The 26164-nt window shown below is 61.5% G+C and carries 22 protein-coding genes; 13 read left to right on the top strand and 9 right to left on the bottom strand.

All coding sequences use genetic code 11. The features are described 5' to 3' along the window. Positions 1-103 precede the first annotated feature (103 nt). The 8 genes from ppsA (at position 104) to ACVWVP_RS16140 (ending at position 8204) form a co-directional block, all read left to right on the top strand. A complete protein-coding gene (gene ppsA / locus ACVWVP_RS16175; RefSeq protein ID WP_259173020.1) occupies positions 104-2479 on the top strand; it encodes a phosphoenolpyruvate synthase in 2376 nt (791 codons plus the stop codon). Between the two features lie 106 nt (positions 2480-2585). After that, a complete protein-coding gene (locus tag ACVWVP_RS16170; RefSeq protein WP_178924607.1) occupies positions 2586-3575 on the top strand; it encodes an alpha/beta fold hydrolase in 990 nt (329 codons plus the stop codon). Positions 3576-3763: 188 nt separating this feature from the next. Further along, a complete protein-coding gene (gene rraA / locus ACVWVP_RS16165) occupies positions 3764-4255 on the top strand; it encodes a ribonuclease E activity regulator RraA (protein ID WP_178924604.1) in 492 nt (163 codons plus the stop codon). A 25-nt stretch (positions 4256-4280) separates the two neighbouring features. Then, a complete protein-coding gene (locus ACVWVP_RS16160; RefSeq protein ID WP_178924603.1) occupies positions 4281-5276 on the top strand; it encodes a zinc transporter ZntB in 996 nt (331 codons plus the stop codon). An 86-nt stretch (positions 5277-5362) separates the two neighbouring features. Then, positions 5363-5608 (top strand): hypothetical protein, encoded by a 246-nt coding sequence (locus ACVWVP_RS16155; RefSeq protein WP_005790375.1) that lies wholly within the window; start codon positions 5363-5365, stop codon positions 5606-5608. A gap of 2 nt (positions 5609-5610) precedes the next feature. Beyond that, a complete protein-coding gene (locus ACVWVP_RS16150; RefSeq protein WP_122717981.1) occupies positions 5611-6435 on the top strand; it encodes a mechanosensitive ion channel family protein in 825 nt (274 codons plus the stop codon). Between the two features lie 87 nt (positions 6436-6522). Further along, entirely contained in the window at positions 6523-7113 is a 591-nt protein-coding gene (sigX, locus tag ACVWVP_RS16145) for an RNA polymerase sigma factor SigX (RefSeq protein WP_003193286.1), read from the top strand. Positions 7114-7220: 107 nt separating this feature from the next. Beyond that, positions 7221-8204, top strand: a complete 984-nt coding sequence (locus ACVWVP_RS16140; protein WP_176996335.1) for an OmpA family protein — start codon at positions 7221-7223, stop codon at positions 8202-8204. 60 nt (positions 8205-8264) lie between these two features. Here ACVWVP_RS16140 and cobA read toward each other — a convergent pair whose 3' ends face one another. The 8 genes from cobA to ACVWVP_RS16100 all read right to left on the bottom strand — a co-directional run bounded on the left by cobA (position 8265) and on the right by ACVWVP_RS16100 (position 19637). Beyond that, positions 8265-9008 (bottom strand): uroporphyrinogen-III C-methyltransferase, encoded by a 744-nt coding sequence (gene cobA / locus ACVWVP_RS16135; protein WP_457407119.1) that lies wholly within the window; start codon positions 9006-9008, stop codon positions 8265-8267. 10 nt (positions 9009-9018) lie between these two features. Continuing rightward, positions 9019-11727, bottom strand: coding sequence for a nitrate reductase (locus tag ACVWVP_RS16130; RefSeq protein ID WP_457407117.1), 2709 nt, complete (start codon positions 11725-11727; stop codon positions 9019-9021). Further along, entirely contained in the window at positions 11727-12044 is a 318-nt protein-coding gene (nirD, locus tag ACVWVP_RS16125) for a nitrite reductase small subunit NirD (protein ID WP_178924597.1), read from the bottom strand. The genes ACVWVP_RS16130 and nirD overlap by 1 nt, the downstream gene beginning before the upstream one ends. Then, positions 12041-14494: a nitrite reductase large subunit NirB gene (gene nirB / locus ACVWVP_RS16120; protein WP_259173014.1), complete on the bottom strand. Its 2454-nt coding sequence runs from the start codon at positions 14492-14494 to the stop codon at positions 12041-12043. Before nirB ends, nirD begins: the two co-directional genes overlap by 4 nt. 234 nt (positions 14495-14728) lie before the next feature. Continuing rightward, positions 14729-16399: a protein kinase domain-containing protein gene (locus tag ACVWVP_RS16115; protein WP_457407275.1), complete on the bottom strand. Its 1671-nt coding sequence runs from the start codon at positions 16397-16399 to the stop codon at positions 14729-14731. After that, positions 16399-17610 (bottom strand): nitrate/nitrite transporter, encoded by a 1212-nt coding sequence (locus tag ACVWVP_RS16110; RefSeq protein WP_178924593.1) that lies wholly within the window; start codon positions 17608-17610, stop codon positions 16399-16401. Before ACVWVP_RS16110 ends, ACVWVP_RS16115 begins: the two co-directional genes overlap by 1 nt. A 211-nt stretch (positions 17611-17821) precedes the next feature. After that, positions 17822-18397, bottom strand: coding sequence for an ANTAR domain-containing response regulator (locus ACVWVP_RS16105; protein ID WP_176996329.1), 576 nt, complete (start codon positions 18395-18397; stop codon positions 17822-17824). A 13-nt stretch (positions 18398-18410) separates the two neighbouring features. Further along, on the bottom strand, positions 18411-19637 hold the full coding sequence (locus tag ACVWVP_RS16100) for a CmpA/NrtA family ABC transporter substrate-binding protein (RefSeq protein WP_457407114.1): 1227 nt from the start codon (positions 19635-19637) through the stop codon (positions 18411-18413). A gap of 299 nt (positions 19638-19936) precedes the next feature. Between ACVWVP_RS16100 and ACVWVP_RS16095 the strand changes: the two genes are divergently transcribed. The 4 genes from ACVWVP_RS16095 (at position 19937) to ACVWVP_RS16080 (ending at position 22818) form a co-directional block, all read left to right on the top strand. Continuing rightward, positions 19937-20695 carry a secretin N-terminal domain-containing protein gene (locus ACVWVP_RS16095; RefSeq protein WP_457407111.1) on the top strand — a complete coding sequence of 253 codons (759 nt, stop codon included), beginning with the start codon at positions 19937-19939 and terminating at the stop codon, positions 20693-20695. Positions 20696-20890: 195 nt separating this feature from the next. Further along, positions 20891-21259 (top strand): winged helix-turn-helix domain-containing protein, encoded by a 369-nt coding sequence (locus tag ACVWVP_RS16090; protein ID WP_178924589.1) that lies wholly within the window; start codon positions 20891-20893, stop codon positions 21257-21259. Further along, positions 21252-21713, top strand: coding sequence for a transglycosylase SLT domain-containing protein (locus ACVWVP_RS16085; protein WP_178924587.1), 462 nt, complete (start codon positions 21252-21254; stop codon positions 21711-21713). The genes ACVWVP_RS16090 and ACVWVP_RS16085 overlap by 8 nt, the downstream gene beginning before the upstream one ends. An 85-nt stretch (positions 21714-21798) precedes the next feature. Then, on the top strand, positions 21799-22818 hold the full coding sequence (locus ACVWVP_RS16080; protein WP_259173011.1) for a quinone-dependent dihydroorotate dehydrogenase: 1020 nt from the start codon (positions 21799-21801) through the stop codon (positions 22816-22818). Between the two features lie 263 nt (positions 22819-23081). Here ACVWVP_RS16080 and rmf read toward each other — a convergent pair whose 3' ends face one another. Continuing rightward, a complete protein-coding gene (gene rmf, locus ACVWVP_RS16075; protein WP_002553055.1) occupies positions 23082-23297 on the bottom strand; it encodes a ribosome modulation factor in 216 nt (71 codons plus the stop codon). Positions 23298-23829: 532 nt separating this feature from the next. On the opposite strand from rmf, the gene rlmKL reads away from it, so the two are divergent. Continuing rightward, the gene (rlmKL, locus tag ACVWVP_RS16070; protein ID WP_457407107.1) at positions 23830-26094 is read left to right on the top strand and encodes a bifunctional 23S rRNA (guanine(2069)-N(7))-methyltransferase RlmK/23S rRNA (guanine(2445)-N(2))-methyltransferase RlmL; all 2265 of its coding nucleotides are present in this window, start codon (positions 23830-23832) and stop codon (positions 26092-26094) included. The last annotated feature ends 70 nt before the right edge of the window (positions 26095-26164 follow it).

The following is a 26164-nucleotide window of genomic DNA, read 5'->3' as shown; positions in this document are numbered from 1 at the left end:
ATTCTCACTTATTTTCCAGGTCCAGGCCACAAACGCAGGCGAACGCTCCTACTGAGCAGCCGGCGTCCTGAGCTTTTCCAACACAGAAAGTGGAGAGATCACCTTGGTAGAGTACGTAGTTTCCCTCGATAAGCTCGGCGTCCATGATGTAGAGCATGTGGGGGGCAAGAACGCATCCCTCGGCGAGATGATCAGTAATCTTGCAGGCGCTGGCGTCTCGGTGCCTGGTGGTTTCGCCACCACGGCCCAGGCCTACCGCGACTTCCTCGAGCTGAGCGGCCTCAACGCCCAGATCCACGCCGCGCTGGACGCCCTGGACGTCGACGACGTCAACGCCCTGGCCAAGACCGGCAGCCAGATCCGCCAATGGATCATGGAAGCCGAGTTCCCCGAGAAGCTCAACGAAGAAATCCGTACCGCCTTCGCCACCTTGTCGGCCGGCAACCCGGACATGGCCGTTGCCGTGCGTTCCTCGGCCACCGCCGAAGACTTGCCGGACGCCTCTTTCGCGGGTCAGCAGGAAACCTTCCTTAACATCCGCGGCGTGGAAAACGTCATCCGTGCGGCCAAGGAAGTGTTCGCCTCGCTGTTCAACGACCGCGCCATTTCCTATCGCGTACACCAAGGTTTCGACCATAAGCTGGTGGCCTTGTCTGCCGGTGTGCAACGCATGGTGCGTTCGGAAACCGGTACGGCCGGCGTAATGTTCACCCTGGACACCGAATCGGGCTTCCGTGACGTGGTGTTCATCACCGGCGCCTACGGCCTGGGCGAAACCGTCGTACAAGGCGCGGTCAACCCCGACGAATTCTACGTGCACAAGCACACCCTTGAGGCTGGCCGCCCGGCTATCCTGCGCCGTAACCTGGGCAGCAAGGCAATCAAGATGATCTACGGCGACGAGGCCAAGGCCGGTCGCTCGGTAAAAACCGTTGAAGTCGACAAGGCCGAACGCACGCGTTTCTGCCTGACCGACGCTGAAGTCAGCGAATTGGCCAAGCAAGCGATGATCATCGAAAAGCACTACAAGTGCCCGATGGACATCGAATGGGCCAAGGACGGTGACGACGGCAAGCTGTACATCGTGCAGGCCCGTCCTGAAACCGTGAAGAGCCGCACCTCGGCCAACGTCATGGAACGCTACCTGCTGAAAGAAACCGGCACCGTGCTGGTGGAAGGTCGCGCCATTGGCCAGCGCATCGGCGCCGGCAAGGTGCGGATCATCAAGGACGTGTCCGAAATGGACAAAGTCCAGCCAGGTGACGTGCTGGTCTCCGACATGACCGACCCGGACTGGGAACCGGTGATGAAGCGCGCCAGCGCCATCGTCACCAACCGTGGCGGGCGTACCTGCCACGCGGCGATCATCGCCCGTGAACTGGGTATCCCAGCGGTCGTGGGCTGCGGCAACGCCACCCAACTGCTGAAAGATGGCCAGGGCGTTACCGTCTCTTGTGCCGAAGGCGACACCGGTTTCATCTTCGAAGGCGAGTTGGGCTTCGATATCAAGCAGAACTCCATCGACGCCATGCCGGACCTGCCGTTCAAGATCATGATGAACGTCGGCAACCCGGACCGCGCCTTTGACTTCGCACAGCTGCCGAACGCCGGCGTGGGCCTGGCCCGCCTGGAGTTCATCATCAACCGCATGATCGGCGTGCACCCCAAGGCCTTGTTGAACTACGACGGCCTGCCACTGGACCTCAAGGAAAGCGTCGACAAGCGCATCGCCGGCTACAACGACCCGGTGGGCTTCTACGTCGAGAAGCTGGTGGAAGGCATCAGCACCCTGGCGGCGGCGTTCTACCCGAAAAAGGTCATCGTGCGTCTGTCGGACTTCAAGTCCAACGAATACGCGAACCTGATCGGCGGCAAGCTGTACGAACCGGAAGAAGAAAACCCGATGCTGGGCTTCCGTGGCGCTTCGCGTTACATCAGCGAATCGTTCCGTGACTGCTTCGAACTCGAGTGCCGCGCCCTCAAGCGCGTGCGCAACGAGATGGGCCTGACCAACGTTGAGATCATGGTGCCGTTCGTGCGCACCCTGGGCGAGGCGAGCCAGGTGGTGGACCTGCTGGCCGAAAATGGCCTGACCCGTGGTGAAAACGGCCTGCGCGTGATCATGATGTGCGAACTGCCATCCAACGCGATCCTGGCCGAAGAATTCCTGGAATTCTTCGACGGTTTCTCCATCGGCTCCAACGACCTGACCCAGCTGACCCTGGGCCTGGACCGCGACTCGGGGATCATTGCCCACTTGTTCGACGAGCGTAACCCTGCGGTCAAGAAGCTGCTGGCCAATGCTATCCAGGCTTGCAACAAGGCCGGCAAGTACATCGGCATCTGCGGCCAAGGCCCTTCCGACCACCCTGACCTGGCCAAGTGGCTGATGGAGCAGGGCATCGAAAGCGTCTCGCTGAACCCCGACTCCGTGCTGGAAACCTGGTTCTTCCTGGCAGAAGGCCAAGCGTCCGTCTAAGGTCGTTACGTCAAAAGTGCCGGTCACTCTCACAGGGTGACCGGCATTCTTATCTGTACAGGGCGGGAATCCTTGCGGACGCCGCCCTTTTTTGTGCAAGAGCATTATGCAAAGCAGCAGCAACCTGTTTCCCGTCGCCCTGATCAGCGCTGAACGTCGTGGCGACCTGAGTGAAGATGTGTACCGCCTCAAACCCGGTAACAGCCCCGACGGCACCGTCGAGTTAGCCGTGACCCGCTTGGGCCTGGCCGATGTCCCGGAAAACCGGGGCATCCCGGTTATTTTATTGCACGGCAGTTTTTCCAACCGGCGCTTCTGGTACTCGCCTAAAGGCATCGGCCTGGGCGCTTACCTGGCGCGGTTGGGGTTTGATGTCTGGATCCCGGAAATGCGCGGCCATGGCCTGTCCAAGCGCAATCATGACTACGCCCGCAACCGTGTGGCCGACTACGCACGTTACGATTTGCCGGCAATTGGGGCGTTCGTGCGTGAACAAAGCGCGCAGGTTCCCCACTGGATCGGCCATTCCCTGGGCGGCATCAGCCTGGCGGCGGCCCTTGGCGGGCAGCACTTGGGCGCGCCGGCGGTGGCTTCGGTGGCGCTGTTTGGCAGTCAGGTCAGTCGCACCCACTGGCCGTTGAAACTACCACCGGTGGAGTGGACGGGCCGCTTGCTGTTGAAACGCTTTGGTGAGGTCTCCGGCTCGCGCCTCAAGCGCGGCCCCGAGGATGAACCGGCCGGCGTGATGATCGAGGCCATGCGCTGGAACGGCCTGTTTGGCCGCTTTGGCGAAGGCAAGAACGATTGGTGGAAAGGCTTGGCAGAGGTCGATGTGCCGCTGCTGGCGGTGAGTGCGGCGGGTGACCAGCAAGACCCGGACTGGGCGTGTCGCAAGTTGTTCGAGCAAGTCGGTTCAGAGCACCGTCAATACCTGTGTCTGGGCAGCCAGCAAGGGTTTACCGGGGATTTCGGCCATGTGGAGATGCTGGTCAGCAAGGCCGCCCAGGCCGAAGTGTGGCCATTAGTGGCGCAATGGCTGAAAGACCCGCTGACACCTTTATTCGGGGCACAATCGGAGGTGGCGGCAACGGTTTGACGAAGCGCTCTGCCAAGGGCGTTTCACTCGTGTGTGGTTGCGGCTAAGATATGACGCGTTAAACGCTTCTGGTCATATTCAGTCGCGCAGTGGCTATTGCGTTGCGCCGTTGGGGGTGGGAAGGTCTGCCCCCGCTGTGCCTGGCGCTTCTTTCGAAAGACACCTCTTTGCCAGAAAGGAATTTTTCAATGAACCATTACGTGACCCCCGACCTGTGCGACGCCTACCCTGAACTCGTACAGGTGCTTGAGCCGATGTTCAGTAATTTCGGCGGCCGAGATTCCTTTGGTGGCGAGATCGTCACCATCAAGTGCTTTGAAGACAACTCCCTGGTCAAGGCGCAAGCCGACCTGCCGGGTGCAGGCAAAGTGCTGGTAGTGGACGGTGGCGGCTCCCTGCGCCGTGCCTTGCTGGGTGACATGATCGCCGAGAAAGCGGCGAAAAACGGCTGGGAAGGGATGGTGATCTACGGCTGCATTCGCGATGTCGATGTCATTGCCCAGACCGACTTGGGGGTGCAGGCCTTGGCGAGCCACCCGATGAAGACCGACAAGCGCGGCATTGGCGATCTGAACGTGGTCGTGACCTTTGCCGGCGTGACATTCCGTCCGGGCGAGTATGTCTATGCCGACAACAATGGCGTGATCGTGTCGCCAAGCCCGCTGAAAATGCCTGAATAAACCGCTGCAGACGAAAGGGGTGAGGATGTTCGAGGAAGAAAACGCGCAATGGGGGCTGGTGCATGCCCTGGTGCTGGACGGTAAAGGCGGTGCGCGTTCGATTGCCCGGACAGAGCTAGACGACCTGCAACTGCAGCCTCAGGAAAGCCTGTGGCTGCATTGGGATCGCAGCCACCCGCAGACTCAGACCTGGCTACGCCGGTCCAGTGGCTTGAGCGAGTTCGCCTGCGACTTGCTGCTGGAAGAAAACACCCGTCCGCGCTTGTTGCCGCTGCCGGATGACGAATTGCTGCTGTTTCTGCGCGGGATCAACCTCAACCCGGGCGCCGAGCCGGAAGACATGGTCTCGGTGCGGATCTTTGCGGCGGCCAGTCGCGTGATTTCCCTGCGTCTGCGGCCCTTGCGCGCCACGGACGAGCTGCTGGTGCAGCTGGCGGACGGTAAAGGCCCGAAAACCGCTTCGGAACTCATCCTTTATATGGCGCAGTACCTGACTAATAAAGTGCAGGACCTGGTCACCGATCTGTCTGAAATCGTCGATTCCGAAGAAGAAAAACTCGATGCCGACGAACGGTATACTCCGGAGCACGGCAACGTTTTGCAGATCCGTCGGCGAGCGGCTGGGCTGAAGCGATTCCTTGCGCCGCAGCGGGATATTTTTGCCCAGCTGACGCGAATCAAATTGCCGTGGTTTTGTGACGACGATGCCGACTACTGGAACGAATTGAACAACAGCCTGACCCGCTACCTGGAAGAGCTGGAATTGACCCGGGAGCGCGTGGGGCTTGTGCTGGAGGCTGAAGACCGGCGCTTGAGCGTGCGCATGAACCGCACCATGTACCGCTTCGGCATCATCACCGGGATCTTCCTGCCAATGAGTTTTCTCACCGGCTTGCTGGGCATCAATGTGGGCGGCATTCCGTTCTCCGCCAGCCCCTACGGATTCGTGATTGCCTGCCTGATGATGGTGGCGGTTGCGCTCGGACAATGGTGGCTTTTTCGACGATTACGCTGGGTTTGACCTGAATATGACCTGAACGTAGGAAAGGTCCCATGTGACCCCAAGAATTTTACCCTCGTCTTTTAAATCACTTGCGAGAGGTCTTTATGCACGATCCGTTCGAACAGTCTTTGCGTGACATGCTCAATGCCTCGCCATCCAACCGAGATGACGATGCCTGCCTGGGCCGCGTGTTGAAAACCGCCAACCGTCAGGTAGGGGCGGGTGACCTGTTCGGCCTGCTCGGTCGTTGGCTGCCGGCGTTGATGATGGCCCTGAACAATGGTTCGGCCCACGTATCGCCGGTTTCCCGTCGTAAACCTCTTGCTCGCACTGCTGATAAGGCTGATTGAATATGGAACTTGATCTCTGGACCCAGAGCCTGGTCACCGCGATGACCGCATTGTGGACCAAGGTGGCTAACTTCATCCCTAACCTGTTTGGTGCCCTGGTCCTGGTGTTGCTGGGTTTTGTCGTGGCCAAGCTGCTCGACACCCTGCTGTCCAAACTGCTCGCCAAATTGGGCCTGGACCGCTTGATGGCAGGCACTGGCCTGACCAAGCTGCTGGGGCGTGCCGGCCTGCAAGTACCGATTTCCACCCTGATCGGCAAGATCGTCTATTGGTTCGTTCTACTTATTTTTCTGGTTTCTGCGGCTCAATCCCTTGGCCTTGAGCGAGTTTCAGCTACGCTCGACATGCTGGCACTGTATTTGCCGAAGGTTTTCGGCGGTGCGCTGGTACTGCTGGTAGGTGTCTTGCTGGCGCAACTGGCCAATGGGCTGGTGCGCGGCGCCGCTGAAGGCGTGGGGTTGGACTATGCTGCCGGCCTTGGGCGGATTGCCCAGGGCTTGGTCATCATCATCAGTATTTCGGTCGCGATCAGCCAGTTGGAGGTCAAGACTGACCTGCTCAACCACGTGATCGTGATCGTTTTGATTACCGTTGGTCTGGCCGTTGCGCTGGCCATGGGGTTGGGAAGCCGGGAAATTGCCGGGCAGATTCTTGCGGGAATCTATGTGCGTGAGCTGTATCAGGTTGGGCAACAGGTGCGTATAGGCGAGGTCGAAGGACAGATCGAGGAGATCGGCACGGTCAAGACGACGGTGCTGACCGATGACGGCGACCTGGTGTCGCTGTCCAATCGGATCCTCCTGGAGCAGCAGGTCAGTAGCCGCTAACCCGGCAAACCCTGCTAATGTACGCCGCCGCAAACCCGGGTAGCCGGGCTGTAGCGGACATTGACCTGACTGTCGGCACGACTTGTTTTGAATAAAGCCCAAACGCTGTCCACGCGCTATGACCCCCGTGAGCTCTCTGATGAGGAGTTGGTCGCGCGCTCGCACACGGAGCTGTTTCACGTAACACGCGCGTACGAAGAATTGATGCGCAGATATCAACGCACTTTGTTCAACGTTTGTTCAAGGTATTTAGGGAACGATAGAGATGCGGATGATGTCTGTCAGGAAGTGATGCTCAAGGTGCTGTATGGCCTGAAGAACTTTGAGGGCAAATCGAAGTTCAAGACATGGCTATATAGCATCACGTACAACGAGTGCATCACGCAGTATCGCAAGGAACGGCGAAAGCGTCGCTTGATGGACGCGTTGAGTCTGGACCCCCTCGAGGAAGCGTCTGAAGAGAAGGCGCCAGCACCCGAGGAGAAGGGCGGACTTGATCGCTGGTTGGTGCATGTGAACCCGATTGACCGGGAAATTCTGGTGCTACGATTTGTCGCAGAGCTGGAGTTTCAGGAGATCGCTGACATCATGCATATGGGTTTGAGTGCTACAAAAATGCGTTACAAACGTGCTCTTGATAAATTACGTGAGAAATTTGCGGGCGAGACTGAAACTTAGTGCGTGGCAAATATCTCTTACGTGTAGGCAAGTTCTGTTAGACTTGTCGCCGAGTTGTCCCCCGGTTTGTGGGACTGCTTTACAATCACCAGATGGGGATTTAACGGATGAAACTGAAAAACACCTTGGGCTTTGCCATTGGTTCTCTTATTGCTGCCACTTCTTTCGGCGCTCTGGCACAAGGCCAAGGCGCAGTTGAAGGCCAGCTGTTTTACAAGAAGCAGTACAACGATAGCGTCAAGCACATCGAAGACGGCTTCAACCCTGGCGCAAGCATCGGTTACTTCTTGACCGACGACGTGTCGATCAACCTGAACTACGACACCACCAACCACACCCGTTCGAACGACGGTACTGGCAACCAGAAGATCAAAGGTGACACTGGCAGCGTGACTGCTCAGTACCACTTCGGTCAGGCCGGTGTTGATTCCCTGCGTCCATACGTAGAAGGTGGTTTCGGTCACCAATCCCGTACCAACGTACAGGCTGACGGCCACAGCGGTCGCGACCAGTCGACCCTGGCTATCGCTGGCGCTGGTGTGAAGTACTACTTCACCAACAACCTGTTCGCCCGTGCTGGTGTTGAGTCTGACTACAACCTGGACAACGGCAAGTGGGACTACTCCGCACTGGTTGGCCTGGGTGTGAACTTCGGCGGCAACGCTGGCGCAGTTGCTCCAGCTCCTACCCCAGCACCAGCTCCAGAGCCAACTCCAGAGCCAGAAGCTCCAGTTGCTCAGGTTGTTCGTGTTGAGCTGGACGTTAAGTTCGACTTCGACAAGTCCGTTGTTAAGCCTAACAGCTACGGCGACGTGAAAAACCTGGCCGACTTCATGAAGCAGTACCCACAAACCACCACCGTGGTTGAAGGTCACACTGACTCCGTAGGTCCAGACGCTTACAACCAGAAGCTGTCCCAGCGTCGTGCTGACGCTGTTAAGCAAGTTCTGGTCAAAGACGGTATCGCTCCTAACCGCGTTAGCTCGGTTGGCTACGGTAAATCCCGTCCAGTTGCTGACAACGCAACTGAAGCAGGCCGTGCTATCAACCGTCGCGTAGAAGCCTCGGTAGAAGCTCAAGCTGCTCAGTAATTACTGAGTGGTAGAAAAAAGCCCGGCCTAGGCCGGGCTTTTTTTCGCCTTGAATTTGCTTCAGGCGCTGGCGACCGCAACGGCGCAAGCGGCTTGAGCAGAGGCGGCAACACGGCCGATCACCAGGATCGCCGGGCTCTTCAGGGCAAATGCCTGCGCGTCTTCCTGCAGGTGCAACAGGTTGCTGCGGCATTCCCGCTGCTGGGGCAGTGATGCATTCTCGATCATCGCCACCGGCATATCGGCAGCCATTCCGCCGTCGAGCAATTGCTGGCGAATCTCCTCAAGCTTGGCCACCCCCATGTACACCACCAATGTGGTGCCGCCTTCGGCCAGTGCACGCCAATTAAGGTGGCTGTCGTCCTGGGTGTGCGCCGTCACCAGCGTCACCCCACGGCTCACACCCCGCAAAGTCAGCGGAACAGCGCAATTCGTCGCCCCCGCCAGGCCGGCGGTAATCCCGTTGACCAGCTCCAATTGCACCCCGTGTTCACGCAGCCAGGTCGCTTCTTCGCCACCCCGGCCAAAAATACACGGATCCCCCCCTTTAAGCCGCACCACACACTTGCCCTGGCGGGCATAACGCAGCATCAGGCGGTGGATGAAATCCTGCGGGGTGGAGCGGCAACCGCCACGCTTGCCGACGGTGATCACCCGCGCACCGGCACAGTGTTCCAGTACGGCCACGTTGACCAGGTCGTCGATCAACACCACATTGGCCTCACGCAGCGCTCGCACCGCCTTGAGGGTCAACAGCTCGGGGTCACCGGGGCCTGCGCCCACCAACCAGACTTTTGCACTCATGTTGTTCCCCTCACACACTGATCGCGATTGGCTGCGGGCTGCTGGCCAAAAGACGTTTGATTTCCGGCACACAGGAGCCGCATTGGGTGCCGCAGCCCAGTTCCCGCTTGAGCCCATCCAGGTCCAGGCCCCGGGCGATACCTGTGCACACCGCGTTTTCGCTGACGTTCTTGCAATTGCACAGCACTTTGTTGCTCGCCGCGGTTCCGCCCGGGGGGGCGCTCAACGGCGCCAACAGCCAGCGCCGCAGTTGGTCGTCGGTGCGGCCTTCCAGCCACAGGCTTTGCAACCAATGCCGTGCCAAGGTTTCGCCGGCCAGGCGCAAGGCCGTGATGCGGCCTTTTTCAATCTTCACGCGTTTGCCGATCGAGCGGCGTGGGTCGTCGTAAGCCATCACTGGCCCGTCGTTGAGGCCCAGCAGTTCATCGATTCGGGTCAACAGCTGCAGGTCGGGCGCCTCGCTATGGGCGGCGCGTATCAATAACGCGGGCCGCTCCCGCCCGGCCAGGCTGAGGCTGACGTAGGCAAAGCCCTCGCACAGCGGGCGCAGGGCTTCGAAGTGTTGCTGCACATCACCTTCGATCAACGCGAACAGTTGCCACGGCAGTTGCACCGCTTCCAGGCGCACGCCGCTGTGCTTGAGTTCCGGTTGTTTGGACAAGGGATCAAACGCCGGCTGGGTCAGCGCATTCACACCGCCCTTGAGAAAACGATCACCCCAGTGCATGGGCAGAAATGCCTGCCCGGGACGCACGCTGTCATCACTGCTGACCGCCACGATCACCTGGCCGCGACGGCTTTTCAGGCTGACCAGATCACCTTCTTTGAAGCGGTGCCGGCGCAACTCATCCGGGTGCAGGCTCAACAACGCCTCGCTGACATGCCCGAACAACTGCGCCGCCGTACCCGTGCGGCTCATGCCATGCCATTGGTCGCGCAGGCGCCCGGTGATCAGCGTCAGCGGGAAGCGCGCGTCACGTTGCTCCTTCGCGGCGCGGTAAGGGTCGGCAACGAAGCGTGCCCGCCCGTTGTCGGTCGGGAACACACCGTCGGTGTACAGGCGTGAGGTACCTCCCTCGGCGCCCTGGGGGAACGGCCATTGCTGCGGGCCGATACGATCAAGCAAGGCGTGGCTGATGCCCGACAAGTCCAGGTCACGGCCACGGGTCAGCATCTTGTACTCGTCAAACACCTGCGCGGGCTGCTCAAAGGCAAACAGGCTGCTCAAACCCGGACGCAGGCGGCGCTCCAGGCGCTGTGCGAAATCCACGGTAATTGCCCAGTCCGGTCGCGCTTCTCCCGGTGGGACGATGGCACGGCGCACGTGGGAAATACGCCGCTCGGAGTTGGTCACCGTGCCTTCCTTCTCCCCCCAACTGGCGGCGGGCAATAGCAGGTCGGCGTAGGCGGCGGTCTCGGTGGTACGAAACGCCTCCTGCAGCACCACGAACGGGCAGGCGGCCAAGGCTTCGCGCACGCGGTTCTGGTCTGGCAGTGATTGCGCGGGGTTGGTGCAGGCGATCCACAATGCCTTGACCTTACCAGCTTGCACCTGCTCGAACAGCTCGACAGCCGTGAGCCCGGTAGACGCTGGCAACGAATCAACTCCCCAATACGCCGCGATCTGCTCGCGATGTTCAGGGTTGGCGGCCTCACGGTGCCCGGGCAGCAGGTTCGACAAACTGCCCGTCTCGCGCCCACCCATGGCATTCGGCTGGCCGGTCAGGGAAAACGGCCCGCAGCCGGGCCGGCCAATCGTGCCGGTGGCCAGGTGCAGGTTGATCAACGCGCTGTTTTTAGCGCTGCCCGCCGTGGACTGGTTAAGCCCCATGCACCACAACGACAGAAAACTGTGGGAGGTCCCGACCCATTCCGCACACAGGCGCAACTGCTCGACGCTGATGCCACAGAGCTGCGTGACCATCTGCGGCGTGTAGTCGTGCACCAGGCGCTTCAGCTCGGCCAGCCCCTCGGTATGCGCCTCGATAAACGCGCGGTCGATCCAGTCTTCCCACAGCAGCAGGTGCAAGATCCCATGGAACAGCGCGACGTCTGTCCCCGGCAGGATCGCCAGGTGCAGGTCAGCCAAATCGCAGGTGTCTGTGCGACGTGGGTCGATCACCAGCACTTTCATCTGCGGGCGCCGCGCCTTGGCTGCTTCCAGGCGTCGGAACAACACCGGGTGCGCGTAGGCCATGTTGCTGCCGACGATCATCACGCAGTCGCTGCTCTCCAGGTCTTCGTAGCTGCAAGGTGGTGCGTCGGCGCCCAGGCTGCGCTTGTAGCCGACCACCGCCGAAGACATGCACAGCCGCGAGTTGCTATCGATGTTGTTGGTGCCCACCAGCGCCCGCGCCAGCTTGTTGAAGCTGTAGTAATCCTCGGTGAGCAATTGCCCGGAAATATAGAACGCCACACTGTCCGGCCCGTGTTCGGCGATGGTCTGGGCGAACACGTTGGCCGCGTGCTCCAGCGCGGTGTCCCAATCGGTGCGGCTGCGCGCCAGGCCTTTGCCCAGGCGCAACTCGGGGTACAAGGCGCGGGCGGCCAAGTCGCCGGTCAGGTGCAGGCTGGAGCCCTTGCTGCACAACTTGCCGAAGTTCGCCGGGTGGTCGGGGTCGCCTTGCACGCCAATAATTTGCTCGCCGTCATGTTCGATCAACACGCCGCAACCCACGCCGCAGTAGCAGCAGGTAGAGGCGGTGGTCTGGCGGTTCATCACACAGCGTCCCGCAGGGCCAGCAGCACACGGCCGTTTTCCACGCGGGCCGGGTGGTGATGGGCGCAACCGATGTCCGGGGCTTGGGCTTCGCCGGAGGCGAGGTCGATCTGCCAGTTGTGCAACGGGCAGGCCACGCGTTTGCCGTAGATCAGGCCTTGGGACAGCGGACCGCCTTTGTGGGGGCAACGGTCATCGAGGGCGAAGACTTCGTCGTCACTGGTACGAAAAATCGCGATATCACCCTTGGGCCCGTTGATGATGCGCGATCCCAGGGTGTTGATGTCGTCGAGGGCGCAGATATCCAGCCAGTTCATGCCGGCACCTCCAGTTGTTTGACGGGGATGACCTCGAACTCCTTCTTCAGCAGCGGTTGTTCCAGGCGCTCCTTCCACGGGTCCTGTTCGAACGACAGCGAGAATTGCAGGCGCTCGTTAAGGGCCTGGCGGCGCGCCGGGTCTTCCAGCACGGCCTTCTTGATGTGCTCCATGCCCACCCGTTGCAGGTAGTGCACGGTGCGCTCAAGGTAGAAGGCTTCTTCGCGGTACAGCTGCAGGAAGGCGCCGTTGTACTCGCGCACTTCTTCGGCGGTTTTCAGCTTGACGAAGAACTCGGCGACTTCGGTCTTGATGCCGCCGTTGCCACCGATGTACATCTCCCAGCCGGAGTCGACGCCAATAATGCCTACGTCCTTGATGCCCGCTTCCGAGCAATTGCGTGGGCAGCCGGACACCGCCAATTTGACCTTGTGCGGCGACCACATGTTGAACAGGTCATGCTCCAACTCGATGCCCAGTTGGGTGGAGTTCTGCGTGCCGAAGCGGCAGAACTCGCTGCCGACGCAGGTCTTCACGGTGCGGATGGACTTGCCGTAGGCGTGGCCGGACGGCATGTCCAAGTCTTTCCACACCCCCGGCAAATCCTGCTTCTTGATCCCCAGCAGGTCGATGCGCTGGCCGCCGGTGACCTTGACCATCGGCACGTTGTACTTGTCGGCCACATCGGCGATGCGCCGCAGCTCCGACGGGTTGGTCACGCCGCCCCACATGCGTGGGACCACGGAGTAGGTGCCGTCTTTCTGGATATTGGCGTGGGCGCGTTCGTTGATCAGGCGCGATTGCGGGTCATCCTTGGCTTCGCCCGGCCAGGTGGAAATCAGGTAGTAGTTCAAGGCCGGGCGGCAGGTGGCGCAGCCGTTGGGCGTGCGCCAGTTCAGGTAGCTCATGGTACCGGCGATGGTCAGCAAGTGCTGGTCGCGGATGGCCTGGCGGATCTGCCCGTGGTTGAGGTCGCTGCAGCCGCAGATGGCCTTTTCGCTTTTCGGCTTGACGTCAGCGGCGCCGCCCACGGTGTTGATCAAAATCTGCTCGACCAGGCCAACACAGGAGCCGCAGGAGCTGGCGGCCTTGGTGTGTTTCTTCACCTCGTCGACGCTGAACAGCCCCTGTTCCTGGATCGCCTTGACGATGGTGCCCTTGCACACGCCATTGCAACCGCAGACTTCGGCGTTGTCGGCCATGCTCATGGCCTTGTCCTGGCCTTGATGGCCGACATCGCCCAGGGCATTTTCGCCGAACATCAAGTGATCGCGGATCTCGCCGATGGCGTGGTTCTCACGGATCTGGCGGAAATACCAACCGCCGTCAGCGGTGTCGCCGTACAGGCAGGCGCCGACCAGGATGTCGTCCTTGATCACCAGTTTCTTGTACACACCGCCAATCGGGTCGGAGAGGGTGATGGTCTCGGTGCCTTCGCCGCCCATGAAGTCACCGGCCGAGAACAGGTCGATGCCGGTGACCTTCAATTTAGTCGAGGTGACCGAGCCTTTGTAGGTGGCAAAGCCCAGCTGTGCGAGGTGGTTGGCGCAGACCTTGGCCTGCTCGAACAGCGGCGCCACCAGGCCATAGGCGATGCCGCGGTGGCTGGCGCACTCGCCGATGGCGTAGACGCGCGGGTCGTAGGTTTGCAGGGTGTCGTTGACCAAAATCCCACGGTTGCAGGGAATGCCGGATTTTTCCGCCAGCTCGGTGTTGGGCCGGATACCCGCCGCCATCACCACCAGGTCGGCGGGGATGATGTCGCCGTTCTTGAACTGCACCGAGCCGACGCGACCATTGCCCGCGTCATGCAGCGCCTGGGTCTGCTCGCACAGGCGAAACACCAGGCCACGGCTTTCCAGCTCGGTCTGCAACAGTTGGCCGCTGGTCTTGTCCAGCTGACGCTCCAGCAGCCATTCGCCGATATGCACCACAGTAACGTGCATGCCGCGCAGCATCAGGCCGTTGGCGGCTTCCAGGCCCAGCAGGCCACCGCCGATGACCACGGCGTGCGTGTGGGTCTTGGCGGTGTCGATCATGGCTTGGGTGTCGGCGATGTCGCGGTAGCCGATCACGCCCTGCAACGTATTACCGGGGATCGGCAGGATGAAGGGGGTGGAGCCGGTGGCGATCAGCAGGCGATCGTACTCCGCCTCGGTGCCGTCTTCGGCGATGACGATGCGTTTGACGCGGTCGATCTGCACCACTTTACGGTTGAGCAGCAGCTTGATGTTGTTGTCCAGGTACCAGCTCAAGTCGTTGAGCACGATCTCTTCGAAGGTTTGCTCGCCGGCCAGTACCGGCGACAGCAGGATGCGGTTGTAGTTGGTGTGCGGCTCGGCGCCGAACACGGTGATGTCGTACAGGTCGCTGCTCAGCTTGAGCAATTCTTCAAGGGTGCGAACCCCGGCCATGCCGTTGCCGATCATCACCAGTTTGAGTTTTTTCATGTCGTTCTCCGCAATGGCTCGACCAATCACGCGCAAACAAAAAAAGGCGTCCCCGCTAGTTACCTAGCGAGGACGCCTTTGTCCTGGTCCCGTTCTCTCGGGAAGCTCGCCCCTTCGACGTTGAAGGTGCGGCTATATGTGGGGTGTTGTGTCAGCTAATGCAGCGGTTGTGCCAAGTTGCCTTGTGCCCGGGTTTACGGGGCTTACGCAAAAACTGCAGTGGGGATTTGCTCCCTAGTGGTGCAACAACCAGTACAGCAGCACCAGATTGATCAGCAGCGACGCCACCGCCAGGGTCTGCCAGACCTTCAACGGCTCACGCTCCAGCAGTGGCCTGGGTCGCACGCTCAGTTCGCGGCGATCGGCCTGTTCCAGCACCAGCAGCCATTCTTCGGCGGTTTCATAACGCTGCGCGGGTTGAGCGGCCACCGCGCGTTCCAGGCTCAGTGGCAGCCAATCCGGCAGGTCCGGGCGGTAGCGGCTGGCGCTGACAGCTTGGGTGAAACGCGGCCGTTGGAAAGCCTCGATTTCACCGTAGGGGTAATGCCCGGTGAGCAGGTAATACAAGGTAACGCCGACGCTGTACAAATCCTGCTGCGCTGTAGGCCGGTCACCCGCAAAGGCCTCCGGCGCGATAAAACTCGGGGTGCCAGGCAGCAAGTGAGCGCGGTCTTCAGAAAGGCCCGGGCAGTAGGCCAGGCCGAAATCCAGCACACGCAGTTCGCCGTCGTCCCCCAGCAGCAGGTTTTCCGGTTTGATGTCGCGGTGCAGGATCTGCCGTCGATGCAGCATGCCCACGGCCCGCAGCAAGCGCTCGGCGATGGACTGCCATTGCGCCAGGGGCAGCGGGCCTTGCTGCTGGAACAGCGCAGCCAGGGTTTGCCCGGGGTATTCGCGCATCACGTAGTACAAGTGCTGACGCCCGCTGGCGGCATGCACTTCCGGAAACGCGCGACCGGCCACCCGCCGTAAAAACCATTCTTCCGACAGCAGGGCCTGGCCGGCATCGTTGTCGTCGTCACGGTTGAGCGGCAAGGTTTTCAACAGCCAGGGTTGCTGCAGGGCATCGCGTACCCGGTACAGCAACGACTGTCGACTCTGCGCCAGCACGCTTTCTACCTGCCAGCCTTCAAAGCGTTGCCCAGCCTTAAGCGGCGGCGGCAAAGGCCACTGCTGCAACTGCACCAAGGCATCGCCGAGGGTGGCCGCGCCCAGCGTGTCGATGCGCACCAGCAAAGCACTGGCGTTGTCCTGGCTGCCGGCCAGATGAGCGGCGTTGACCAGGGTGTTCACGGCCAGGTCGAGGTCGGTTTGTTCGCGCAGGATCGTGCTGATGCTGTGATCGCCCAACGTGGCCCACACCCCATCGCTGAGCAGCAGGAAGCATTCGCCCGTGCGCAGTTCGCCGTCGAGAAAATCCAGCACCAGGTGCTGATCCAGGCCGAGGGCGCGCTTGAGCACATGCTGCATGCCCGGTTGCTCCCACACATGGTCTTCGCTGATGCGCTGCAACTCGCCGTCCAGCCAGCGATACACCCGGCAATCGCCAACGTGGGCCAGGGTGAAGCGCTGGCCGCGAAACACCAGGGCGCTGAGGGTGGTCAGCAACGGCTGGCCACCGCCGTTGGCCTGCAGCCAGCGGTTTTGCGCGAGCAGCAGGCGTTCCAGGGCCTGGGCCACGCCCCAGGTTTGCGGCGTGGCGTAGTAATCCAGGGCCAGGGCCTGCAAGGTCGAGCGCGCCGCCAACCCGCCATCGGCACATTGGCTGACACCGTCGGCCAATGCGCACAGGTAACCTTTGCTGGCGGCCAGTTCCGCGACCGGTGTGACCACGCGCAGGGCGTCCTGGTTTTCGGCCCGTGGGCCGATGGCGCTGGCGTGGGCGACGCTCAGTTGCAGGCTCATCAGACGCGTGCAGCGGTCACGGCGGCCGACCCCCAAGTGGTTCTCCAGCGGCGTTTCACGCCGTGCAGGCCGAACCAGGCCAGCACGCCAAGGCTGGCGAACAACCACAGCGCCATCTGGTAACTGCCGGTGCTTTGCTTGATCGCACCCATGCCGGCCGCCAGGGCAAAACCGCCGATCCCACCGGCCATGCCGATCAGGCCGGTCATCACGCCGATCTCACGGCGAAAACGCTGCGGTACCAGTTGGAACACCGCGCCGTTTCCTGCGCCGAGGCCGAGCATGGTGCAGACGAACAGCGCCAAGGCCGCGTAGGAACTGGGCAGGTTGAAGCCCACCGCCGCGATGCAGATCGCCGCCACGCTGTACATGCCGAGCAGGGTGCGGATGCCGCCGAACCGGTCGGCCAGGGCGCCGCCCAACGGGCGCATCAGGCTGCCGCCAAACACGCAGGCCGCGGTGTAGTAGCCGGCGGTAACCGGGCTCAGGCCGTACTGGTCGTTGAAGTAGCCGGGCAGGGCGCTGGCCAGGCCGATGAAACCGCCAAACGTGACGCTGTAGAAGAACATGAACCACCAGCTGTCGCGGTCACCCAGGGCCTTGAAGTAATCGGCCATGGATTTGGCCTTCGGGCGTTCTGGTGCATTGCGCGCCAGCCAGGCGAAGACGATCAGGGTAAGCACCAGCGGGATCAGGGCGAAGCCGAACACATTGCTCCAGCCAAACGCTGCGGCCAGCACCGGTGCGAGCAAGGCCGCAAACACGGTGCCGGAGTTGCCGGCGCCGGCGATGCCCATGGCCTTGCCCTGATGTTCGGCGGGGTACCACTGGGACGCCAGGGGCAGGGCGACGGCAAACGACGCACCGGCCATGCCCAGGAACACGCCCAGCAACAAGGCTTGTTCGTAGCTGTGGATACCCAGCTTCCAGGCGCCCAACAGCGCGGCGATCACGATCACCTGGCCGATCAGCCCGGCGGTTTTGGGCGACAGCTTGTCGGCCAGCATGCCCATCAGAAAGCGCAGCACGGCGCCCGCCAGGATCGGCGTCGCCACCACCAGGCCACGCTGCTGGGTGGTCAGGTGCAGGTCGGCGGCGATCTGCACCGCCAACGGGCCCAGCAGGTACCAGACCATGAAACTCAGGTCGAAATACAGGAACGCGGCAAACAGGGTCGGGGTGTGCCCGGATTTCCAGAAGCTTGATTTCATCACGCACCTCAACGGTTGGGAGTCTTGTAAGAAGGCCGGGTGATGGAACAGCCGGCGAAGGCTGCCCCACCGGCCCCATGCACTGGGGCCAAAACGAAAAAACGCCGCCACCGGGTTTGCGGGGGGCAAACCGGATGTGCGACGTCTTTGTCGTGGAGGGGCAACCGCCGTTGGTTACCTGTGATGAATGCTTAGCAAGAGGTGAGCCAAATCAGCCGAGCAGCTCACTCATGGCGATAATCTGCTCGGCCACCTGGATCAGTTTCTGCTGGCGGCTCATGGCCTGGCGGCGCATCAGGGTGTAGGCCTCTTCTTCATTGCAGCTCTTCATTTTCATCAGCATGCCCTTGGCCAGCTCGATGCGCTTGCGCTCGGCCAGTTGCTGGTCCCGCGCCTGGAGCTGGGCGCGCAGGGCCTGGTCGCTCTCGAAGCGCGCCATGGCCACGTCGAGAATCGGCTGCAGGCGCTGGGCCTGGATGCCTTCGACAATGTAGGCGCTGACGCCGGACTTGATTGCCTGGCGCATCACATTCGGGTCGTGCTCATCGGTAAACATCACGATCGGCCGTGGCTGGTCGCGGCTGACCAGCACCACCTGCTCCATCACATCGCGCCCGGGTGACTCGGTATCGATCAGGATCACGTCCGGTCGCACCGTTTCGACGCGCGCCGGCAGGTCGATGGTCAGGCCCGACTCATCGATGACCTCGAACCCGGCCTCAATCAGCGCGGCCCTAAGCCGACCGACCTTGCGCGGAGTGTCGTTGATCAACAGGATTCGCAACATATCCGTGCTCCTGTCAGCGCAAGGCTTGGCGGCTGGTGTGGTCGGTCATGGCGTGCAGGCGGAAGCTGCGCGCGTAGGCGGCGGGGTCGCTGCCGTCCCAGACCTTGCCGTCGATCAATTGGCTGCTGCGCATGTCCTGGGGGCTGCTTGAAACACCCACGGCGCTGGCGGCCTGACGGTACAGGTCCAACTGCTGGACCTGGCGGGCGATGCCCAGGTAGTCCGGGTCTTCGCGCAGCAGGCCCCAGCGGCGGAACTGGGTCATGAACCACATGCCGTCCGACAGGTAGGGCAGGTTGACCTCGCCATCGGCAAAAAAGCGCAGCGCGTGAGGGTCTTGCCACTGGTTGCCCAGCCCATCGTCATAGGTGCCCAGCAGCCGGGGTTCGATGCAGTCGAGTGGCGCATCCAGGTAGTCGCGGGCGCTGAGCAGTTGTGCGGTAGAGCGACGGTTTTCCTGGCTTTCTTCAATAAAGCGGCTGGCTTCGAGAATGGCCATCACCAGCACCCGCGCCGTGTTGGGGTATTGCTCGACAAACGCCTGGGTGCAACCGAGCACCTTTTCCGGATGATCCGGCCAGATCGCCTGGGTGGTGGCCAGGGTGAAACCTTGATGTTGCTTGACTGCGCTGGCACACCAGGGCTCGCCGACGCAAAACCCGTCGATGCGCCCAGCCTGCAGGTGCGCAACCATCTGCGGCGGCGGGACCACCACACTGTCCACGTCCTGCAAGGGGTGGATGCCTTGGCTCGCCAGCCAGTAATACAGCCACATGGCGTGTGTGCCCGTGGGAAATGTCTGGGCGAAGGTCAGTTTTGTTCGGCTTTGGTGCACGTGGCGATCCAGTGCCTCGGGAGTGGTCACGCCTTGCTGCTGCAGGCCGTGGGACAGGTTGATGCTCTGGCCGTTCCTGTTGAGGCCCATCAGCACCGCCATCTCGGTGGGCGCCACCCCGCCGATGCCCAGGTGCACGGCATAGATGAGTCCATACAGGCTGTGGGCGGCATCCAGCTCACCGCTGACCAGTTTGTCGCGCAGGTTAGCCCAGGAGGACTGGCGCTTGAGGTTCAGCGTCAGCCCGTAGGGTTGGGCGAAACCCTGGGTGGCGGCAACCACCAGTGAGGCGCAATCGGTCAGTGCCATGAAGCCCAGGTCCAGGCTGCTCTTTTCCGGAGCGTCACTGCCGTTGACCCAGGCCAACGGATTATTCACCGGGCTGTTGCCGACTGAATCGTTCATCAACACCTACCTTTTCTCTGAAAAAAAAGCGTCGTTCCCTCGGATGGCGCTATGGGCCATTGAAGGGTAACGACGCCTTTGTCTGTAGGCCTGCTCCGACGCTGGTGCGGGCCCTGATGCAATGTCTGTAGCAAGGCACATGCCACGCGATGCCGTCAGCTTTTCATCAAGATTGAACGCCGCTTGCCTTTCAGTATGGCCGCTTCGCTACGCCAGACCGCTGAGGAAACCTCACCTTGCACGCTGACTCCGCCGCAACGATGACCTGTCACCGACTATGCCGGTGGGCGTTGTGTGTCGTGTTGCTGCTCAGCTGTGCAGCGGCCTGGGGTGACGAGTACCAGGCGCAGGAGGAAAGCCTGGGCACATTTTTCAATGCACTGTTGGGGCCCTTGGGTGTGGCGGTGGTGGTCAGCCGACGGGTTGAGCGCAAGCGTGTCAGTGGAACATACGACTTTGCAGCCCCCGAACAGGTGCTGGAGGCGTTGGCTCGGCAGGAGGGATTGATCTGGCACCGCGACCGGCAAAGGCTTTACCTCTACGAGGCTGCCGAGATCAGAAGTTCGGCCGTCGTGCTCCGGCATATTTCCGTCAGCAAGCTGCGCAGCCTCATGCAAGGGGCAGGGCTGGATGAGCCCCGCTTCCCTCTGCGTGATGGCGGGCAGCGCATGTTTTATGTGTCCGGGCCGCCGAGCTATGTCGACCGCGTGCTGCAAATGGCGCAATTGATGGACCGCCGGGCCGTGAAGACGCCCGTGCAGGCGCAGGCCTTCGGCGTGGTGGAGGTGCTTCACCATTTTGTAGCGGACCGCCAGGCGGGCACCGGTGCAGATCAACCTGTGGTACCGGGGATGGTTTCGATGATCGAGGCCCTGCTGGCGCGTAAACAGAAGAGCCTGCTGGCAGACAAGGGCTTTGCGGTCATTGCCTACCCCGACACCAACAGTTTGCTGGTCAGGGGCACACCTGCGCAGGTGCGGCTGGTCAAGCAATGGGTGGCGGAACTGGACGTGCCCCAACAGACGAATGAAGCACCGCCCTCTGACGTCACTCAATGAATTGAAGGGCGAAACCAGTGGTGAACCTTGGCATGGGTAGCGAATTGTCTTACCGGGTACTTCCGGAAGTCGTCGGGTCTATGGGCTTTGTCCTGCCGTACGTTGCAGAACAGGTTTTTATAGTCGTGGCGTTGATTGGGCAACCGGTGCAGGAAATAGTGATTTCAATGTCGAACGTCGGATACAGAGGTGTGCATGGCCGTCGCAAGTGATGGGTTGGCGACGGCCCTGGTTTTTGATCGCTGGACCTTGCACGGCGATGGCCGGTTGACGGGGGAGGGCGCGGACATTCAATTGCCGCCCAAGGAGGGCCAGGTACTGCGCTTGCTGCTGGCTTCCGGTGGGGCGCTGATGACCAAGGATCGCTTGCTGGAACAGGCATGGCCCCGGGGTGAGGTGGCCGAGGAGTCGCTGACGCGGTGCATCTACGCGTTGCGCAAGCACCTGAAGGCCGACAAGGGGTTTATCAAGACGATCTATGGCCGGGGGTACCGTTTTACTTGCGCGGTGCAGGCCGAAGAACCGAGGGTATGTTCGGTGTGCGGGCAGGCCCGAAATGGCTAGTGCGTGGAGCAGGAGCCTGCTGCTGGCTCTGTGGATGGGCAGCAACACGGCGTTGGCCGACTGCTGGGACGAAGCTGCCAGCCGCTATGACCTTGAGCCTGAGTTGCTGCAGGCCATCGCTGCCGTGGAGTCGGGTTATCGCACGCAAGCGGTCAACTACGACAACCGCAACGGCACGCGAGATATCGGCTTGATGCAGATCAACAGCATTCATTTGCCGCGCCTGCTCAAGCAAGGCATTACCGAAGAGCGGCTATTGAACGAGCCTTGCCTTTCGGTGGAGGTAGGCGCGTCGATCCTTGCCGAATTCGTCCGGCGTTTCGGTTACAACTGGACGGCAGTGGGCTCCTACAATGTGGGGCCGGGCCCGGGCCCGCAGCGTGAAGCCTTGCGCATGCGCTACGCCGAAAAGATCTGGGCGCGCTATGAGGCGCTGGTAGCGCGGCGCTATTGACGATTGGACGGCATGCCTCGCGCGCGCGCCGTGACCCCGGCTATAATCGCCGCCACCTTTACCGCCATCCGAGTCTAGCCCGCCCATGTATACCCTGGCCCGCCAGCTGTTGTTCAAACTCTCTCCGGAAACCTCCCACGATCTGTCCCTGGACCTGATCGGTGCCGGTGGCCGACTGGGGCTCAATGGCCTGGTATGCAAGGCGCCGGCGAAAATGCCGGTGTCGGTGATGGGGCTGGACTTCCCCAACCCGGTCGGCCTGGCTGCCGGCCTGGACAAGAACGGCGCGGCCATCGATGGCTTCGCACAGCTGGGTTTCGGTTTTGTCGAAATCGGCACCGTGACCCCACGGCCACAACCGGGCAACCCCAAGCCACGCATCTTCCGCCTGCCGGAAGCCGAGGCGATCATCAACCGCATGGGCTTCAACAACCTGGGGGTTGATCACCTGCTGTCACGGGTGCAGGCGGCGAAGTACACGGGGATTCTCGGGATCAATATCGGCAAGAACTTCGACACCCCGGTTGAACGTGCGGTGGATGACTACCTGATCTGCCTGGACAAGGTCTACGCCCACGCCAGCTACGTCACCGTCAACGTCAGTTCGCCCAATACCCCGGGCCTGCGCAGCCTGCAGTTCGGCGATTCCCTCAAGCAATTGCTCGAGGCCCTGCGTCAGCGCCAGGAAGACCTGGCCATGCGCCACGGCAAGCGCGTGCCGCTGGCCATCAAGATTGCCCCGGACATGAGCGATGAAGAAACCGTACTGGTGGCCCAGGCCCTGGTGGATTCGGGCATGGACGCTGTGATTGCGACCAACACCACCCTCAGCCGTGTCGGTGTCGAAGGGCTGGCCCATGGTGACGAGGCGGGCGGTCTGTCGGGCGCGCCGGTGCGTGACAAGAGCACTCATATCGTCAAGGTACTGGCCGCCGAGTTGGCGGGGCGCCTGCCGATCATCGCCGTGGGTGGCATCACCGAAGGCAAGCATGCGGCCGAGAAAATCGCGGCCGGTGCCAGCCTGGTGCAGTTGTACTCGGGCTTTATCTACAAGGGCCCGGAACTGATTCGCCAGTCGGTGGATGCGATCGCTGCACTGCGCTGATGCTTCTATTGCAGGAGCAGGCTTGTGTGGGAGCGGGCTTGCTCGCGAAAGCGGTGGGTCAGTGAAACAAGTTTCGACTGAAAGAACGCCTTCGCGAGCAAGCCCGCTCCCACAGTGAGTCCGAGTACGTCGGGTAGTTTTTCCCAGCCAATAAAAAGGGCTCCATAAAGGAGCCCCCTGGGCCGAAGCCCGCCGCCCGGATGGGGCGTGCATGGTAAGTCGTTACAAATCCAAAGGTGGTGTGTCGGAATTAAGTGCCCTGATTAGCCGACGGCGTGAAGTTCGTTGAGTCTGTGGATGCCCGCAGTGCCAGTCATACCGTCCCAGTTGTCGCCGCGTCCTTCTCGCCAGCCGTTGATCCAGGCTTGGCGTACCGACGGTAGAGTAAATGGGCAAAGCTCACGGGATTTTCCATGAACGCCATATTGATATCCGCGTAAAAATGCTCTTTCCAACGGATCACGCTTAAGTCTTCTCATAGGGTGTTTCCCTCACTTGTTGACTGTCTAGATATCCTTCGGCCTCGTCCGAGGCCGGGCAGAGTTTTTCTGCCGTTGGTGGGCTCGCTGCCGGCGTGGCGAGCCAATGTGTCGGCGTCGTTACGGCGCCAACCTGTGTTGAGTTCTAACCAATAGGTCACATGGATTCAATGACCGTTTTGTCATAAGCACGTAACGATAACGATGCTATAGCCATAAGCTGGGATGGCTTTTCGCCCCATTTGTCTGGCAAAGCCAGCTATGATGCACCCTGCATAGAGGATGGGTTTAATCCTTTAGTGAGAATGCCCGCTCGTTGCAGTCGGTTATTATTCGACGAAGGGTCGGAATATTTCTTTTTGTTGCCATCGTTTATTTATCTGCCCCGGCAATCACGGCCCAAAGGCCCGGCAGCCGGGGTGGGACGGCACATTCGTGCCACGCGAGCACTCTTCAAGAAAAGTGCTTGATTGAAAACCGAGCCGGCGATGCGTCGCCCGTTCATTTATTGCTGAAAAGCCTGGAATGCCCCATGTCGGACCGTTTTGAACTCTTCCTCACCTGCCCCAAGGGCCTCGAAGGCCTGCTGATCGAGGAAGCCGTCGGGCTTGGCCTTGAGGACGCCCGCGAGCACACCTCGGCCGTGCGCGGCATGGCCGACATGGAAACCGCCTATCGCCTGTGCCTCTGGTCGCGCCTGGCCAACCGCGTGTTGCTGGTGCTCAAGCGCTTCCCGATGAAGGACGCCGAGGACCTCTACCACGGCGTGCTGGATATCGAATGGGCCGACCACATGGTGCCGGATGGCACCCTGGCGGTGGAATTCAGCGGTCACGGTTCGGGCATCGACAACACCCACTTCGGCGCCTTGAAGGTCAAGGACGCTATCGTCGACAAACTGCGCACGCCGACCGGCGAGCGCCCGTCCATCGACAAGATCAACCCGGACCTGCGCATCCACCTGCGCCTGGACCGTGGCGAAGCCATTCTTTCCCTTGATCTGTCCGGCCACAGCCTGCACCAGCGCGGCTATCGCCTGCAGCAGGGCGCGGCGCCGCTGAAGGAAAACCTGGCTGCCGCAATCCTGATCCGCGCCGGCTGGCCGCGCATTGCTGCCGAAGGCGGTGCGCTGAGCGACCCGATGTGCGGCGTGGGCACCTTCCTGGTCGAGGGCGCGATGATCGCCGCCGACATGGCCCCCAACCTCAACCGCGAACTGTGGGGCTTCACCACCTGGCTGGGTCACGTCCCGGCGTTGTGGAAGAAGTTGCACGCCGAGGCCGCCGAACGTGCCGCCATCGGCATGAACAAGCCGCCGCTGTGGATCCGGGGCTACGAAGCCGACCCGCGTCTGATCCAGCCCGCGCGCAACAACATCGAGCGTGCTGGCCTGAGCCATTGGATCAAGGTGTACCAGGGCGAAGTCGGCACCTTCGAGCCGCGCCCGGACCAGAACCAGAAAGGCCTGGTCATCTGCAACCCGCCTTACGGCGAGCGTTTGGGTGATGAAGCCAGCCTGTTGTACCTCTACCAGAACCTCGGCGAGCGTCTGCGCCAAGCGTGCATGGGCTGGGAGGCGGCGGTGTTCACCGGCGCGCCCGACCTAGGCAAGCGCATGGGCATCCGCAGCCACAAGCAGTATTCGTTCTGGAACGGCGCATTGCCGTGCAAGTTGCTGCTGATCAAGGTCAACCCGGACCAGTTCGTCACCGGCGAGCGCCGCACCCCGGAGCAGCGCCAGGCCGAGCGTGAGCAAGCCGCTTATGATCAAGCCCCGGCTGCGCCGCAAGAGCGCCAATACAACAAGAACGGCAACCCGATCAAACCCGCACCGGCACCTGTGGTCGAGCAAGCGCGGCTGAGCGAAGGCGGTCAGATGTTCGCCAACCGCCTGCAGAAGAACCTCAAGTTGCTGGGCAAGTGGGCCAAGCGTGAAGGCGTGGATTGCTACCGTGTGTACGACGCCGACATGCCGGAATACTCCATGGCCATCGACCTGTACCACGATTGGGTGCATGTGCAGGAATACGCCGCGCCTAAATCCATCGACCCGGAAAAAGCCTCCGCGCGTATGTTCGATGCCCTGGCTGCCATTCCCCAGGCGCTGAACATCGACAAGAGCCGCGTGGTGGTCAAGCGTCGCGAGCGCCAGAGCGGCACCAAGCAGTACGAGCGCCAGAGCGCCCAAGGCAAGTTCACCGAGGTCAGCGAGGGCGGCGTGAAGTTGCTGGTCAACCTCACCGACTACTTGGACACCGGCCTGTTCCTCGATCACCGCCCGATGCGCCTGCGCATCCAGAAGGAAGCGGCCGGCAAGCGCTTCCTCAACCTGTACTGCTACACCGCGACCGCCAGTGTGCATGCAGCCAAGGGCGGCGCGCGCAGCACCACCAGCGTCGACCTGTCCAAGACCTACCTGGACTGGGCCCGCCGCAACTTCTCCCTCAACGGTTTCTCCGACAAGAACCGCTTGGAGCAGGGTGATGTGATGGCCTGGCTGGAGGCCAGCCGCGATGAGTTCGACCTGATCTTCATCGACCCGCCGACCTTCTCCAACTCCAAGCGCATGGAAGGCATCTTCGACGTACAGCGTGACCACGTGCAGTTGCTCGACCTGGCCATGGCGCGCCTGGCACCGGGCGGCGTGCTGTACTTCTCGAACAACTTCCGCAAGTTCGCGCTGGAGGACAACCTCAGCGAACGCTACGCGGTCGAGGAAATCAGCGACAAGACCATCGACCCGGACTTTGCGCGCAATGCCAAGATCCATCGGGCGTGGAAAATCACCGCGCGCTGATCGCCGTGACACAAAAGCCGCAAGCCTGATTATTCCGGGTTTGCGGCTTTTTTACGCTGGTCAAACCCTG

The sequence above is a fragment of the Pseudomonas sp. TE24901 genome (genome assembly GCF_054058375.1).
The sequence above is the reverse complement of the archived record's forward strand: the minus strand, read 5'-3'. Positions and strand labels throughout refer to the sequence as shown.

Excerpts from the sequence above, each read along its gene's own strand:
- ACVWVP_RS16170 (WP_178924607.1), top strand. The coding sequence starts at position 2,586 with ATGCAAAGCAGCAGCAACCTGTTTCCCGTCGCCCTGATCAGCGCTGAA.
- rraA (WP_178924604.1), top strand. The coding sequence starts at position 3,764 with ATGAACCATTACGTGACCCCCGACCTGTGCGACGCCTACCCTGAACTC.
- ACVWVP_RS16160 (WP_178924603.1), top strand. The coding sequence starts at position 4,281 with ATGTTCGAGGAAGAAAACGCGCAATGGGGGCTGGTGCATGCCCTGGTG.
- ACVWVP_RS16155 (WP_005790375.1), top strand. The coding sequence starts at position 5,363 with ATGCACGATCCGTTCGAACAGTCTTTGCGTGACATGCTCAATGCCTCG.
- ACVWVP_RS16150 (WP_122717981.1), top strand. The coding sequence starts at position 5,611 with ATGGAACTTGATCTCTGGACCCAGAGCCTGGTCACCGCGATGACCGCA.
- ACVWVP_RS16140 (WP_176996335.1), top strand. The coding sequence starts at position 7,221 with ATGAAACTGAAAAACACCTTGGGCTTTGCCATTGGTTCTCTTATTGCT.
- cobA (WP_457407119.1), bottom strand. The coding sequence starts at position 9,008 with ATGAGTGCAAAAGTCTGGTTGGTGGGCGCAGGCCCCGGTGACCCCGAG.
- ACVWVP_RS16130 (WP_457407117.1), bottom strand. The coding sequence starts at position 11,727 with ATGAACCGCCAGACCACCGCCTCTACCTGCTGCTACTGCGGCGTGGGT.
- nirD (WP_178924597.1), bottom strand. The coding sequence starts at position 12,044 with ATGAACTGGCTGGATATCTGCGCCCTCGACGACATCAACACCCTGGGA.
- nirB (WP_259173014.1), bottom strand. The coding sequence starts at position 14,494 with ATGAAAAAACTCAAACTGGTGATGATCGGCAACGGCATGGCCGGGGTT.
- ACVWVP_RS16115 (WP_457407275.1), bottom strand. The coding sequence starts at position 16,399 with ATGAGCCTGCAACTGAGCGTCGCCCACGCCAGCGCCATCGGCCCACGG.
- ACVWVP_RS16110 (WP_178924593.1), bottom strand. The coding sequence starts at position 17,610 with ATGAAATCAAGCTTCTGGAAATCCGGGCACACCCCGACCCTGTTTGCC.
- ACVWVP_RS16105 (WP_176996329.1), bottom strand. The coding sequence starts at position 18,397 with ATGTTGCGAATCCTGTTGATCAACGACACTCCGCGCAAGGTCGGTCGG.
- ACVWVP_RS16100 (WP_457407114.1), bottom strand. The coding sequence starts at position 19,637 with ATGAACGATTCAGTCGGCAACAGCCCGGTGAATAATCCGTTGGCCTGG.
- ACVWVP_RS16090 (WP_178924589.1), top strand. The coding sequence starts at position 20,891 with ATGGCCGTCGCAAGTGATGGGTTGGCGACGGCCCTGGTTTTTGATCGC.
- ACVWVP_RS16085 (WP_178924587.1), top strand. The coding sequence starts at position 21,252 with ATGGCTAGTGCGTGGAGCAGGAGCCTGCTGCTGGCTCTGTGGATGGGC.
- ACVWVP_RS16080 (WP_259173011.1), top strand. The coding sequence starts at position 21,799 with ATGTATACCCTGGCCCGCCAGCTGTTGTTCAAACTCTCTCCGGAAACC.
- rmf (WP_002553055.1), bottom strand. The coding sequence starts at position 23,297 with ATGAGAAGACTTAAGCGTGATCCGTTGGAAAGAGCATTTTTACGCGGA.
- rlmKL (WP_457407107.1), top strand. The coding sequence starts at position 23,830 with ATGTCGGACCGTTTTGAACTCTTCCTCACCTGCCCCAAGGGCCTCGAA.